Genomic DNA, 12,622 nt, shown 5'->3' with positions numbered 1-12,622 from the left:
CTCAGGCGTCCCTTCCGAACAGGCCGGCGGGGCGCAGGAGCAGCACGACCGCCATGATGACGAAGACGACGAGGTTCGACGCCTCGGGATAGAACACCTTGGTCAGGCCCTCGGCGAGGCCGAGCATGTAGCCGGTGACGATGGCCCCGAGGATCGAACCCATGCCGCCGACCACGACGACGGCAAAGACGACGATGATGATATCGGAGCCCATCAGCGGACTGACCTGGTAGACGGGCGCGGCGAGAATACCGGCAAGGCCGGCGAGCGCCGCGCCGAGCCCATAGGTGAGCGTCAGCAGCAGCGGCACGTTGACGCCGAAGGCCTGCACCAGCTCGGGATTTTCGGTCGCGGCGCGCAGATAGGAGCCGAGCCTGGTCTTTTCGATCAGGAGCCAGGTGCCGATGCAGATAATGAGCGAGGCCACCACCACCCAGCCGCGATAGTTGGGCAGGAACATGAAGCCGAGATTGGTGCCGCCGGCAAGCTGCGCCGGAACGGCATAAGGGTTGCCCGACACGCCGTAGTAGAAACGGAACACGCCTTCGATGACCAGCGCCAGTCCGAAGGTGAACAGCAGCCCGTAGAGCGGATCCAGGCGGTAGAGCCGCGACAGCGCCACGCGCTCGACCGCCATGCCGAAGACGCCGACGATGAGCGGAACCAGGAGCAGCGCCGGCCAGTAGCCGATGCCGAGATGGACGAGCAGCAGGTAACCGATGAAGGCGCCGAGCATATAGAGTGCGCCATGGGCGAAATTGATGATCCGCAGCAGGCCGAAGATGACGGCCAGGCCGAGGCTCAGCATGGCGTAGAAGGAGCCGTTGATCAGCCCGACCAGCATCTGGCCGAGCAAGGCCTGGACGGGGATGCCGAAGATCATGGTCATGGCGTCACCGATGGTGTTGCAAGGGGGATGCGTCTGTGCGCACGTACCCCCACCCGGACCTTCGGTCCGACCTCCCCACAAGGGGGAGGTAGGGCGGTGGCCCTCCACCCTCCCCCTTATGGGGAGGGTCGCTGCGCAGCAGCGGGGTGGGGGTACTGCCGTGGGCTGTCGTCATCATACCCCCAACACCTCGTGCAGCTGTTGCGTGTGAGCGGCAAGCTCGCTTACGGCAAAACCCTCCACCACCTTGCCGTGCTCCATCAGGTAGAAGCGGTCGGCGATGCGGGCGGCGAAGCGGAAATTCTGCTCGACGAGCAGGATGGTCATGCCGCGCTTTTTCAAGGTCGCCAGCAGTTCGCCGATGCGCTGGACGATGACCGGCGCCAGGCCCTCGGTCGGCTCGTCGAGCAGCAGCATCTGCACGCCCGTCCGCAGGATGCGGGCGATGGCCAGCATCTGCTGTTCGCCGCCGGAGAGTTTGGTGCCGGGGCTGTTGCGGCGCTCCTTGAGGTTGGGAAAGAGATCGAAGATCTCGTCGACGCTCATGCCGCCCTTGGCCACCACCGGCGGCAGGATCAGGTTCTCGTCGACGGTGAGCGTGGCGAAGATGCCGCGTTCCTCCGGCACGAAGCCGATGCCGCGATGGGCAACACGATGCAGCGGCAGGCGCATCAGGTCGCTGCCGTCGAAGGCGACGCTGCCGCTGCGCTTGCGGACCAGCCCCATGATGGCGCGCAGCGTTGTGGTCTTGCCGACGCCGTTGCGGCCGAGCAGCGTCACGGTCTCACCGCGAAAAACGTCGAGGTTGACGCCATGCAGCGCATGGCCCTCGCCATACCAGGCATGGAGATCGCGCACGGCAAGCAGCGGCTCACTCATGCTCGGTCCCCCTGCTCGGTCCCCATGTAAGCGATCCTGACGCGCTCGTCCTTGCTCACCGTCGCGTAGTCGCCGGCGGCGAGCACCTGGCCGCGCTGCATGACGGTGATCCAGTCGCAGAGGTCGGCGACGACGGTGAGATTGTGCTCGACCATCAGCACGGCGCGGTCCGTTGCCAGCGAGCGGATGATGCCGGAAATGACGCCGACATCCTCGTGCCCCATGCCGGCCATCGGCTCGTCGAGCAGCAGCACTTTCGGGTCGAGCGCCAGCGTGGTGGCGATCTCGAGCACGCGCTTTCGGCCATAGGAGAGATCGCCGGCCGGACGATGCGCGACATCGTCGAGACCGACGACGGCAAGCAGTTCGCGCGCCCGTGGAGTCAGTTGGTCAAGCGCGGCCAGCGAGCGCCAGAACTGGAAGCCGAGCCCGCTCGGCCGCTGCAAGGCGACGCNGATGCGGAAAGATCGCCGATATCTGGAACGAGCGGACGAGACCCATGCGCGCCACCCTGGCCGGCGCGGTGCGGGTGATGTCGTTGCCCAACAGTTCGATCCTGCCGCTGCTCGGCTGCAGGAACTTGGTCAAGAGGTTGAAGATCGTCGTCTTGCCGGCGCCGTTCGGCCCGATCAGTGCATGGATCTGGCCGTGATGGACGTCGAGGTCGACATTGTTGACGGCGACGAAACCGGCAAAATCGCGCCGCAGGCCGCGGGCGGAGAGCACCACCCGCGGCTTGATTTCGGCACCGTCCGGCTGGACGGCCACGGCTTGCGCCAGCGTCACTTGGTGACGAGCGGGCAGCCGCTGTCTTCAGCCTTGATGAAGGCCTTGTCGCCCGGAATGGTCGCAAGGTAGGTGTAGTAGTCCCAGTCCTTCTTCGACTCCTCGGGCTTTTTGACCTGATAGAGATACATGTCGTGCACCATCGAGCCGTCGGCCTGTACCTTGCCGTTGGCGTTGATGATGTCGTCGACGGGCATTTCATGGAGTTGCTTGGCGACCGCCTCGGTTTCGTCGGTGCCGGCCTTGTCGATGGCCTTGAGATATTGCAGCACCGCCGAATAGGTGCCGGCCTGGATCATGTTGGGCATGCGGTTGGTGCGCTTGAAGAAGCGCCCGGCGAAGTCGCGGCTCTTGTCGTCGCGGTCCCAGTAAAACCCTTCGGTGAGCACCACGCCCTGCGCCGCCTGCAGGCCGAGGCCGTGCACCTCGGCAAGCGTGAACAGAAGTGCTGCCAGCCGCTGGCCGCCGGCGACGATGCCGAACTCGGCCGCCTGCTTGATGGTATTGGAGGTGTCGAGGCCGGCATTGGCAAGGCCGATAACCTTGGCGCCGGAGGACTGCGCCTGCAGCAGGAAGGAGGAATAATCCGTCGATCCCAAGGGGTAACGCACCTCGCCCAGCACTTTGCCGCCGCTTGCCTCAACAACCTTTGAGGTCTGCTCCTTCAGCGAATAGCCGAAGGCATAGTCGACGGTGATGAAATACCAGCTGTCGCCGCCCTGCTGCACCAGCGCGCCGCCGGTGCCGACCGCCTGCGAGTGGGTATCGTAAGCCCAGTGGAAACCGTAGGGCGAGCATTGCTTGCCGGTCAGGTCGGCCGATGCCGCTCCGGTGACGATGTCGATCTTCTTCTTTTCCTTGGACAACCCCTGGACGGCGAGCGCCACCGAGGATGTCGTCAGTTCCATGATCGCGTCGACCTGCTCGGTGTCGTACCACTGGCGCGCAATGTTGGAGGCAATGTCGGGCTTGTTCTGGTGATCGGCGTTGACGATCTCGATTGGCGCGCCCTGCACCTTGCCGCCAAAATCCTCGACCGCCATCCTGGCGGCCTCGACCGACCATTTGCCGCCGAAATCGGCATAGACGCCCGACTGGTCGTTGAGGATGCCGATCTTGACCTTGCCGTCGGAAATTTCGCCGGCCGCCGCCGGCATCGCAGTCGCCGCAAGCAGCGCGGCTGAGACGAGATAGGATGCTTTCACAGGTGGTTCCTCCCTTGTGGCCGACGCTGGAAAACGCGGCGGCCTTGCAATGGTTCAACAGCTCCGTCCGGTACTCGCTGAAATCCGGGCCAGCGCCCGCCACTTCTCCTCTTGGCAACCCCTCCGCCCTGGGTGCGCCGGGAACCGTAGCATCACATTTCGCAAGGGGAGAATGCTATTTTCGTAGCATGGCGTGTGGGCGCTACCAGTCCGGCTCAATTGGAAGGTCTTCGGAAAAGCCGCTCGGGCCAGGAAGGGACAGCGTTGCGGCCGCGGCGTCTCGCAATGCCGCCGGAGGCCTTTTGAGATGTTCGCTGTCCAGCGGAAGGGCAAGATAGGCGGTGGCAATGCGTGCAGCCGCTTCCGCCTGTTCACGATCTCTCATTGCCTTGACCGCAGACCGATCAGGCAGCGTGGCCAGCCAAGCCTTGTGCAGAGCGAACATTCGAGGGTCGACCGTCGGCATGCTTACGGGATAGCCACGCTCATCGATCGCCACAGCCTCCACCTTCGGGGCGTTGATGAGCCATTGCAGCCCCTCCATGGGTGCGCTGTCGAGATCGTCGGCATGCTGTGTAATCGAGGTAGTGGCGTTGTCCTTGAGGACATGTCTTGCCTGCGGACGGATCAGGTCGACCAGATAGCCATCACGGTTCGCTGCCCTGAAGGCCCGGGGCTGGAGCGGCTTGAAGGACCTGTCCACTTTACGCAACACGCCTATCAGGCCGGACTGGCTTACCCTCTCGCCGGTCACGAAGCTGATGCGACGTCGCGAATCGAAGAGCAGGTCGATGTCGCCGGTTGCCGTGAGACCGCTGGTGATCTGGACGCCCGCCAGAGCCTCGTAAGCGAACAGCGCATTCGTGCCGACAACCAGCAACTGCTTGCCCAGCAGGTCTGTTTCGGCGCACCGCCGCAATATCCGTGCGGCGATGGCCGGTACCCTGCCCAACCCCATTGCCACATTGACTTTCGCCAGGCCGTTCAGGCGATCGGCCAGACCTGCCAGCAGATCCTTGTTCTGCACCCTGCCCTCGGAAAACGCAGCGAACGCCTTCTCCGTCTGGCTGCTTTTCGGCCCGAGTGAATTCTCGACCTGCCGGACCTTCCGCAGCAGGTATTCAGCACCGCTGCGCTCAACCCAGCGCATGCTGCCTGCAAAGCGCCTTTGGCGCTGGTCATCAGCACGCTGCCAGGCCTCGTAGACCTGTTGCGTATCTATGAGTTGGCGCCGCTGCTCGCCGGTCAACTCTCTCAGCATCGTTTTCCACTCTTAAGCCAGGATCAAGTTAACATAGTGGAAAACTCTTAATTAACAATATGTTGTTACTTTTTTCCACTATCGCAGCTATCATCCGCACGACGAGTGGAAAATACCGTAAAGACAATATGTTATGTCCGTGCAAGCGAGGCCAGAACCTCACAAGCGGGTTTTTAGCTGCGCGCACCATGGCAGCCGCTTGCCGTCGCCTCACCGCTTCTGCGGATAGATCCTCTCGCCGCGCTTCAGCATCGCGACGAAAGCCTCGATCTTCTTCTTGCGCCCCGCCTCCGTCTTCATGTTGTGGGTGCGGAAGGCGAGCGCGAAGCGGTTTTGGGCGGAAAGCTTCGCCAGCATCTCTTTCGCCTTTGGCTCGGCATCGATGGCGGCCTGCAGATCGTCAGGGATCTTCATGTCCTTGCCTGAGGCATAGGCGCGGTCCCAGCGGCCGTCGGCCTTGGCCGCCTCGACCTGTTTCAGCCCGTGTTCAGTCATGCGGCCCTCCTCGACCAGGCGGGCGACATTGTCGATGTTGATCTTGCTCCAGATGCTCTTCTTGCCGCGCGGCGTGTAGCGCTGCAGAAAGCTCTTGTCGTCGAGCGGCTTGCGTATGGCGTCGATCCAGCCGAAGCACAGCGCCACGTCGATAGCCTGCTTCGGCGTGATCGAGGCGAGGCCCGAGCCGACCTTGTGGACCTTGATCCAGACCTCGCTCTCGCCGGCATGATTTTCGCGCAGCCAGGCGTAAAAACTGTCGGGATCGGGGAATTCATGAACCTTGTCGGGATCGACCTTGAACGGCGCCATCATCACCTCGTTGTTGCCGGGCCGGCTGTATCGGCTGTCGATGCCAGTTTCCGTCATCGGCGTCGATACCCCCTAGCCTATTGCGAGCCGGCTTGCGCCCAAGCCGGCGGTCATGGCAGTTTCCCGGCTGGTCGAGCCGGGCAAGGCAGACTGCAATTCGGGGGAAATGCCATGCGATCGATGTTACTCGGCCTCATCCTTCTGCTGCCGGCCTCGGCGCTCGCCGAACCCATCGAAACCCAGAAGATCATCACCGCGCTGACCGGCGACTTCAATGGGGACGGCGCCGCCGATCTGGCGATGATCGTCGAGACCGAGCCCGAAGATAGCACCATGGACATGCATTTCTTCCTGAGGGACAAAAAGTACAATTTTCTGAAACCCGCCGGCGTCGTGCATGAGCAGGTCTACGGCGAATGGAACGACTACGACCAGCCGCATTATGAGGGCTCCGGCATCGAACCGGAGTTGACCTTGCTGCCCAACGGCTCGATCAAGATCTATCTGCCGGGGCTGATCGGCCCCGGCGAGCGGACCGACATGACGCTGACCATCGCCTGGCGCAACGAGGCCTTCGTCGTCGCCGGCGTTGCCTATGACCATTACAAATACCAGTCTGTTGTCGTCTACAGCAGCTGCGACTACGACGTGCTGACCGGCAAGGGCAAAAGTATGCAGACGCAGGATGATGACAGCAAGGTGAACAGTATCGTGTCTGTCGAAGGCCAGGTCGTGCCCTTCGCGGAGTGGGACACGGGGACGCCTTTTAGGGTATGCGGGGATTGAGGGGGCAGCCAATCTCCCCCCTCGTGGGGGAGATGGCCGGCAGGGGGGCCGCTGTCCCGCCAACGCACCGGCCAGTGTCAGCCACGTTTATCCCGCGATTCTTGTCAGAAAATAGATCGAGAGGTCGCGATCCTTCGCGCCCCCCCCTCTGCCCTGCCGGGCATCCCCCCCACTTGGGGGGAGATTGGCTTCACTGCAGATGCGGTTTCTTCAAAAAGCTGTTTCGGTCGGCGGATTTCACTCGCAGCCAAGTCTCACGACCGTCACGCACGACCCTGAGAGGAATCTCCGAACCCGCCGGATTCTGCCATAGCTTGCGGTAGAAATCGGCGAGACCGTCGACCTCGCCATCGCGCACGTCGGAGATGATGTCGCCCTGGCGCAGGCCGGCCTTGGCGGCGGGGCCGCCTTCGGCGACGCTCATCACCACGACCGCACCGTTGCTCTCGGCCGAGAAGGCGCCGAGCCATGGGCGCGGCGGCTTCGCCACCTGGCCGCGCGTCAGGAGATCGTCGAGGATCGGGGTCAGAAGGTTGATCGGCACGACCATGTTGATGTCGGCGACCTCGCCGTTGCGGCTCATCTGCAAAAGCAGCGAACCGATGCCGAGCAGGCTGCCATCCTGGCCGATGAGCGCCGCGCCGCCCCAGGACGGATGCGCCGGGGCAATGAAGATCGCCTCGTCGAGCAGATATTCCCAATAGCCGGCGAATTCCTGCTTGGTGACGATGTGTGCCTTGACCGAGCGGCCGGTGCCGTCGGCAAACACCACGGGGTCGCCGATCTTGGCCTTCGAGGCGTCACCCAGCGCCACCGCCGGCAGGCCGAGCGGCGCCAGCGCCTGCACTAGGCCGAAGCCTGTCTCCTGGTCATAGGCCAGCGCATGCGCCGGCACGACGCGGCCGTCCTGGTCGGTCAGCCAGACCTCCTCGGCCTCGGTGATGAGATAGCCGATGGTGAGCACCAGCCCGTCGCCGCGGATGACGACGCCGCTGCCTTCCCGGCGCGTGCCCAGGGCATTGGCCGTGAAGGCATCGTCGGGAACCATGGCGCGCACGCCAACGACGGAGCGCAAGAGCGGGGAAACGGGATCGATCGGCATGCGGTCATCCTTGGCAGATATGCGTGGGCAGTATCCTCTATAGGTATGCCGCGCTGCACAGGGCGCAAGGGCTTAGGCAACAAGGCAATCATTTCAGAGGCTGGCGCTGCCCCTCATCCGCCTGCCGGCACCTTCTCCCCGTATAGTGACGGGGAGAAGGGAGATGGCCGCAACATCGGCGCTCTTGGCAACGCTGGCAATTGGGGAAATCAGTAGGCGACAGCGTCCTTCTCCCCGTCACTATACGGGGAGAAGTGCCCGGCAGGGCGATGAGGGGCGGCGCCGACATCGATAATAGTTCAACACAAGTTGAACCTTTCTGAATTGCACCTATGTGTTCCCGTATCTAGGTTCCGCCGACTTTTCCGCCATCAGTCTCGCGCCGTCGCGCAAGTCGTTTCGCCCGCCAAACCAAGGAATTTCCCGCATGACCGAATACACCCCGCCGAAAGTCTGGAGCTGGAAGAAAGCCAATGGCGGTACGTTCGCCAGCATCAACCGGCCTATTGCCGGTCCGACGCATGACAAGGTGCTGCCGGTCGGCAAGCATCCGCTGCAGCTCTATTCGCTGGCGACGCCGAATGGGGTCAAAGTGACTGTCATGCTGGAGGAGCTTCTGGCGCTCGGCCACAAGGGCGCCGAATACGACGCCTGGCTGATCCGCATCAACGATGGCGACCAGTTCGGCTCGGGCTTTGTCGAGGTCAACCCCAACTCCAAGATCCCGGCGCTGCTCGACCGCAGCGGCAAGACGCCTGTCCGCGTCTTCGAGTCCGGCTCGATCCTGCTTTATCTCGCGGAAAAGTTCGGCGAGTTCCTGCCGACCGAACAGCCGGCGCGCGCGGAAACCTTGTCCTGGCTGTTCTGGCAGATGGGTTCGGCGCCCTATCTCGGCGGCGGCTTCGGCCATTTCTACGCCTATGCGCCCGAAAAAATCGAATACGCCATCGACCGCTTCGCCATGGAGACCAAGCGCCAGTTCGACGTGCTCGACCGGCGGCTGGCGGAGACCGAATACCTCGGCGGCGCCTTCTATTCGATCGCCGACATGGCGGTATGGCCCTGGTATGGCGGCCTGGCGCTCGGCCGCATGTACAATGATTCCGCCGAGTTCCTGTCGGTGCAGGACTACGAGCACGTACAACGCTGGGCCAGGGCGATCGACGCCCGCCCGACCGTGCAACGCGGCCGCATGGTCAACCGCGCCTTCGGCGACCCCGCCATGCAACTGCACGAGCGCCACGACGCCAGCGATTTCGAGACGAAGACGCAGGATAAATTGGTGGTGGCGGAGTGAGCTAATCTCCCCCCTTGAGGGGGAGATGGCCGGCAGGCCAGAGGGGGTCGGCTCGACTGGGCGCGACCTCCTGCGACTGATGAAGGTTAGCGCTCCACGCGCGGCGACCCCCTCTGTCGCCTTCGGCGACATCTCCCCCTCGAGGGGGGAGATTAGCCCATCAATTTCGCCAGCCTCGGCACGCCCTCACCCACGGCGCGTTCATCAGCCAGCGTAAAGCTCATCCGCATCGTGTTGCGGCCCGAACCGTCGGCGTAGAATGCGTTGCCCGGCACGAACGCCACGCGGGCTTCCTTGACCGAGCGGGCGAGCAGTGCCGTGGCGTCCGCACCTTCGGGCAGCGTCAGCCAAACGAACATGCCGCCTTCCGGTCGGCTCCAGCTGACGCCATCCGGCATTTCCGCTTCGAGTGCTGCAAGCAAGCCGTCGCGGCGCTGGCGATAGGCGCCGATCAGCTTTTCCACCTGGCTGTCGTACACGGCCTCGGAGACGCGGTGCATGACCAGCTGGTTGATCGACGGGCTGTGCAGGTCCGACGCCTGCTTCATCAGCACCAGCCGCTCGACGACACGGCGCGGCGCGCAGACCCAGCCGACGCGCATGCCCGGCGACAGAATCTTTGAGAACGAGCCGCAATAGAGCGTGCGGGCGTTTTCGATGCCGCCGGAGCGTTCGCAGTCGAGCGCCAGGATCGGCGGCTGGCCCTCGCCGTCATAGCGCAGCGCGCGATAGGCGGCGTCCTCGATGACGGCAATGTCGAGCTCGCCGGCAAGGTCGAGCACCGCCTCGCGCTGCTGGCGGTTCAGCGTCTCGCCGGTCGGGTTGGCGAAATCGGGCACGAGATAGGCAAATTTCACCTTGCCGCCTGCAGCGGCAGCCGCCGCCTGGTAGGCGGCGGGCGTCATGTTGCCGCCATCCGGCGTCAGCCGGTGGTAGCGCGGCTCATAGGCGTTGAAGGCCTGCAACGCGCCGAGATAGGTCGGCCATGTCACGAGTGCTGTGTCGCCCGGCGACAGGAACAGCTTGCCGAGATAATCCAGCGCCTGCTGCGAGCCGGAGGTGATGAAGATGTTGTGCTCGTCGCAGGCGATGCCAAGCTTGCCCATCTGGCCCGCCAGCCATTTTCTGAGCGGCAGATAGCCTTCGGAGACCTGATACTGAAGTGCTGCGCTCGCCTCCGCACCGCCCAGCACCGAGGCATAGGCATCGGCGATCGCCTGGGCCGGAAACAAGGCCGGATCGGGGATGCCGCCGGCAAAGGAGATGATGTCGGGCTGGTCGAGCAGTTTGAGCAGCTCGCGGATTTCCGACGCCTTCATGCGCGAGGCGCGCGACGCCAACAGGTCCATCAAACTCACGAGCCCACCTCCCGGGATACGGCATCTGGTCCAGCATGACCGTTCTGGCCATGCGATTTAGGTCAATCTGACTGACCTATTATCAGGCTCCCTCACCCGCTGGAATAGCCAAACCCTCATTCCGCGTGGCCCAGACGAAAAAGCAAACACATTTCTGCCCTGGACAGGGAAAATTGTTGCGCGCCGAGGGGCGCGGATGCAACCTCATTCCGAGCGGACCGGCATAAAAAGAAAAGCGGTCTCAACAAGGGGGGTTAAAATGACGCTTGAGCTCATCGGGGCCGGATTCGGCCGCACCGGCACATGGTCGACCTTTGCCGCGCTGAACAGGCTGGGCCTTCCCAGCTATCACATGCAGGAAGTCATCCTCAACAAGGCCAACAACGGCCATCTCGACTTCTGGCGCAAGGTGGCCAACAGCCCGCCCGGCAGCCAGCACGACTGGACCAGAGTGTTTGCCAACTACAAGGCGACGGTCGACAATCCGGGATGCTGCGTGTGGCGCGAATTGATGGCCGCCTATCCCGACGCCAAGGTGCTTTTGACGCTGCATCCGCGCGGCGCCGAGGCCTGGTACGACAGCACCATCGACACCATCCACTTCACCGAGACATTGTGGCAGTTCAAGGTGCTGGAATGGCTGACGCCGTTCGGCCGCAAATTCGGCGACATGTCGCACAGACTGATCTGGGGCCGCACGCTTGCCGGCGTGATGGACGACCGCGCCAAGGCGGTGGCGCGCTACAACGCCTACACCGAGGAGGTGATAGCGGCCGTGCCGCCGGAGAAGCTTCTGGTGTTCAAGGTCAGCGATGGCTGGGCGCCGCTCTGCGGCTTCCTCGGCGTGGCGCTGCCCAACGAGCCCTTCCCCAACCTCAACGACCGCGAAAGCGTGAAGAAGATCATCCGCGACATCATCAAGGGCAGCTACATCATGCTGGGGCTGTCGGTGGCGGCGGTGCTTGCGGCGATCGCGGCGCTGTGGTGGTGGCTGGGGTAGCCGCCGGACCGTCAGAATATTGCTACTTGCGCGTGATCCAGCCGAGCAGATCCGGCTCGACGTCTTCGTGGTCGGTCAGGTCGCGAACCAGGGAGGCGGCGAGCGCGCGCCAGCGCTTTTCCGGGACATTGTCTTCCATCACCGATTTGATGAAGGCGGCGCGCAGGATGGCGCAATCGAAGGCGGATACATCGAAAAGCAGTTCTGCCATTTCGGTTTTCCCCGTTCACATCGGGCGCGCGAGCCTGTCGAAGCCTCAGGCGCCAGCGCCCCATATACATGGTCGACGACAGCAGATTCATACTCTTGCCGAACCAAGGTTCAACACAATTCGATTGTACGGTTTTTACCAAGCGATTGCGGTTCGTTGCCCGCTTTTGCGCCGATGCTAGATTTGCCGGGCGGCCTCTCCCCAGATGGCCGCAAATGGCCGGCGCGGCTCTGGCAACATGCTTTCACCGGCATTCGCGTCGGCCATTTCCAGCCCGTGCCAGGCTCAGCCCAGCAGGCGTTCGTATTCGGCCTCGGCTTGGCCGTAGAAACCGTCGGCGACGGCGATCAGGCCATCCCGGTCGCGAATGACGATCTCGCCGCGCCTCGACCGGATCAGGCCGCGCCCTTCCAGGATCTGCAGGCCGATGGTGACGCCGGGACGCCTGACGCCGAGCATGACGGACAGGAACTCATGCGTGATCTGGATCTGGTGGCCGACCACCCTGTCGTCACACATCAGGAGCCATCGGGCCAGCCGATCCTCGAGCTTGGCGCGGGCATTGCTCAGCGCCGTGGATTTGGTCTGGCCGTGCAGGTAGTGGGCATAGCGGAGCAGGAAGGCGCGAAGCGTCGGGCTTTTCTGCAGCGCTGCCTTGAACGGCTCGGAATCGATGCACACCGCCTCGCCTGGCATCTGCATGTAGCAATCATGGGGCGCCCAGTCGGCGCCCATCACCAGAGCGGAGCCCGACATGCCTTCGTGGCCGATGATGCCGACCTCGGTGTCGAGCCCCGGCCGGTTCCTCGCCACCACCGAGGCCAGGCCGCTTTCCAGGAAGCATACCGAGGCGACCGGCTCGCCCGCCATTTCGAGCGGGGCTTTGAGATCGAGCACACGATGATGCAAATGCGGCGCAAGCAGTGCGAAGTCGGCCGGGTTCATGCGGCGCAAAAGGCCGCTTTTCTCCTTGCTGACCGACTGGTCCATCGCTCTCTCCCCAAGGGCAAGAGCACATGTCATCTCCCAGCCGTCGGCGCC

Annotated in this window: 12 protein-coding genes and 1 pseudogene; 3 read left to right on the top strand and 10 right to left on the bottom strand. The window is 63.5% G+C overall.

Annotation, left to right across the window (positions count from 1 at the left end; all coding sequences use genetic code 11):
- Position 1 precedes the first annotated feature (1 nt).
- The 6 genes and pseudogenes from X771_RS140380 to X771_RS140400 form a co-directional block, all read right to left on the bottom strand.
- Positions 2 to 889 carry a branched-chain amino acid ABC transporter permease gene (locus tag X771_RS140380; protein ID WP_023671423.1) on the bottom strand — a complete coding sequence of 296 codons (888 nt, stop codon included), beginning with the start codon at positions 887 to 889 and terminating at the stop codon, positions 2 to 4.
- Between the two features lie 174 nt (positions 890 to 1,063).
- The gene (locus X771_RS140385; protein ID WP_023671422.1) at positions 1,064 to 1,768 is read right to left on the bottom strand and encodes an ABC transporter ATP-binding protein; all 705 of its coding nucleotides are present in this window, start codon (positions 1,766 to 1,768) and stop codon (positions 1,064 to 1,066) included.
- Positions 1,765 to 2,554, bottom strand: a pseudogene (locus tag X771_RS01000000165415) (ABC transporter ATP-binding protein). The gene X771_RS140385 and the pseudogene X771_RS01000000165415 overlap by 4 nt, the downstream one beginning before the upstream one ends.
- Complete coding sequence (locus X771_RS140390; protein ID WP_023689847.1) at positions 2,551 to 3,759, bottom strand: ABC transporter substrate-binding protein; 1,209 nt, start codon at positions 3,757 to 3,759, stop codon at positions 2,551 to 2,553. Before X771_RS140390 ends, X771_RS01000000165415 begins: the two are co-directional and overlap by 4 nt.
- Before the next feature lie 202 nt (positions 3,760 to 3,961).
- Positions 3,962 to 5,020 carry a nucleotidyltransferase domain-containing protein gene (locus tag X771_RS140395; protein ID WP_023689846.1) on the bottom strand — a complete coding sequence of 353 codons (1,059 nt, stop codon included), beginning with the start codon at positions 5,018 to 5,020 and terminating at the stop codon, positions 3,962 to 3,964.
- Positions 5,021 to 5,230: 210 nt separating this feature from the next.
- Positions 5,231 to 5,827: a YdeI/OmpD-associated family protein gene (locus tag X771_RS140400; RefSeq protein ID WP_031203108.1), complete on the bottom strand. Its 597-nt coding sequence runs from the start codon at positions 5,825 to 5,827 to the stop codon at positions 5,231 to 5,233.
- Positions 5,828 to 5,998: 171 nt separating this feature from the next.
- Here X771_RS140400 and X771_RS140405 point away from each other — a divergent pair, with 171 nt between their 5' ends.
- Complete coding sequence (locus X771_RS140405; RefSeq protein ID WP_023835356.1) at positions 5,999 to 6,613, top strand: hypothetical protein; 615 nt, start codon at positions 5,999 to 6,001, stop codon at positions 6,611 to 6,613.
- 190 nt (positions 6,614 to 6,803) lie between these two features.
- Here X771_RS140405 and X771_RS140410 read toward each other — a convergent pair whose 3' ends face one another.
- Positions 6,804 to 7,715 carry a S1C family serine protease gene (locus X771_RS140410; RefSeq protein ID WP_023671416.1) on the bottom strand — a complete coding sequence of 304 codons (912 nt, stop codon included), beginning with the start codon at positions 7,713 to 7,715 and terminating at the stop codon, positions 6,804 to 6,806.
- A 427-nt stretch (positions 7,716 to 8,142) separates the two neighbouring features.
- Between X771_RS140410 and yghU the strand changes: the two genes are divergently transcribed.
- The gene (gene yghU / locus X771_RS140415; protein ID WP_023689843.1) at positions 8,143 to 9,012 is read left to right on the top strand and encodes a glutathione-dependent disulfide-bond oxidoreductase; all 870 of its coding nucleotides are present in this window, start codon (positions 8,143 to 8,145) and stop codon (positions 9,010 to 9,012) included.
- A gap of 152 nt (positions 9,013 to 9,164) precedes the next feature.
- Here the strand turns inward: yghU and X771_RS140420 are convergent, their stop codons facing one another.
- Entirely contained in the window at positions 9,165 to 10,361 is a 1,197-nt protein-coding gene (locus tag X771_RS140420; protein ID WP_023689842.1) for a PLP-dependent aminotransferase family protein, read from the bottom strand.
- 268 nt (positions 10,362 to 10,629) lie between these two features.
- Here X771_RS140420 and X771_RS140425 point away from each other — a divergent pair, with 268 nt between their 5' ends.
- Positions 10,630 to 11,370: a sulfotransferase family protein gene (locus X771_RS140425; protein ID WP_023689841.1), complete on the top strand. Its 741-nt coding sequence runs from the start codon at positions 10,630 to 10,632 to the stop codon at positions 11,368 to 11,370.
- Between the two features lie 22 nt (positions 11,371 to 11,392).
- Here X771_RS140425 and X771_RS04780 read toward each other — a convergent pair whose 3' ends face one another.
- Together X771_RS04780 and X771_RS140430 are read right to left on the bottom strand one after the other, a co-directional pair.
- Entirely contained in the window at positions 11,393 to 11,581 is a 189-nt protein-coding gene (locus X771_RS04780) for a hypothetical protein (protein ID WP_023671412.1), read from the bottom strand.
- 285 nt (positions 11,582 to 11,866) lie between these two features.
- Positions 11,867 to 12,571, bottom strand: coding sequence for a Crp/Fnr family transcriptional regulator (locus tag X771_RS140430; RefSeq protein ID WP_023685922.1), 705 nt, complete (start codon positions 12,569 to 12,571; stop codon positions 11,867 to 11,869).
- Positions 12,572 to 12,622 lie beyond the last annotated feature (51 nt).

It is taken from the genome of Mesorhizobium sp. LSJC269B00, assembly GCF_000502815.1.
Lineage (GTDB): Bacteria > Pseudomonadota > Alphaproteobacteria > Rhizobiales > Rhizobiaceae > Mesorhizobium.
Note: the sequence above shows the minus strand (reverse complement) of the source record. Positions and strands in the feature narration are given on the sequence as shown.

What these genes read in the sequence shown, in the direction of transcription:
- X771_RS140380 (WP_023671423.1), bottom strand. Translation starts at nt 889, where the DNA reads ATGACCATGATCTTCGGCATCCCCGTCCAGGCCTTGCTCGGCCAGATG.
- X771_RS140385 (WP_023671422.1), bottom strand. Translation starts at nt 1,768, where the DNA reads ATGAGTGAGCCGCTGCTTGCCGTGCGCGATCTCCATGCCTGGTATGGC.
- X771_RS140395 (WP_023689846.1), bottom strand. Translation starts at nt 5,020, where the DNA reads ATGCTGAGAGAGTTGACCGGCGAGCAGCGGCGCCAACTCATAGATACG.
- X771_RS140400 (WP_031203108.1), bottom strand. Translation starts at nt 5,827, where the DNA reads ATGGCGCCGTTCAAGGTCGATCCCGACAAGGTTCATGAATTCCCCGAT.
- X771_RS140405 (WP_023835356.1), top strand. Translation starts at nt 5,999, where the DNA reads ATGCGATCGATGTTACTCGGCCTCATCCTTCTGCTGCCGGCCTCGGCG.
- X771_RS140410 (WP_023671416.1), bottom strand. Translation starts at nt 7,715, where the DNA reads ATGCCGATCGATCCCGTTTCCCCGCTCTTGCGCTCCGTCGTTGGCGTG.
- yghU (WP_023689843.1), top strand. Translation starts at nt 8,143, where the DNA reads ATGACCGAATACACCCCGCCGAAAGTCTGGAGCTGGAAGAAAGCCAAT.
- X771_RS140420 (WP_023689842.1), bottom strand. Translation starts at nt 10,361, where the DNA reads ATGGACCTGTTGGCGTCGCGCGCCTCGCGCATGAAGGCGTCGGAAATC.
- X771_RS140425 (WP_023689841.1), top strand. Translation starts at nt 10,630, where the DNA reads ATGACGCTTGAGCTCATCGGGGCCGGATTCGGCCGCACCGGCACATGG.
- X771_RS04780 (WP_023671412.1), bottom strand. Translation starts at nt 11,581, where the DNA reads ATGGCAGAACTGCTTTTCGATGTATCCGCCTTCGATTGCGCCATCCTG.
- X771_RS140430 (WP_023685922.1), bottom strand. Translation starts at nt 12,571, where the DNA reads ATGGACCAGTCGGTCAGCAAGGAGAAAAGCGGCCTTTTGCGCCGCATG.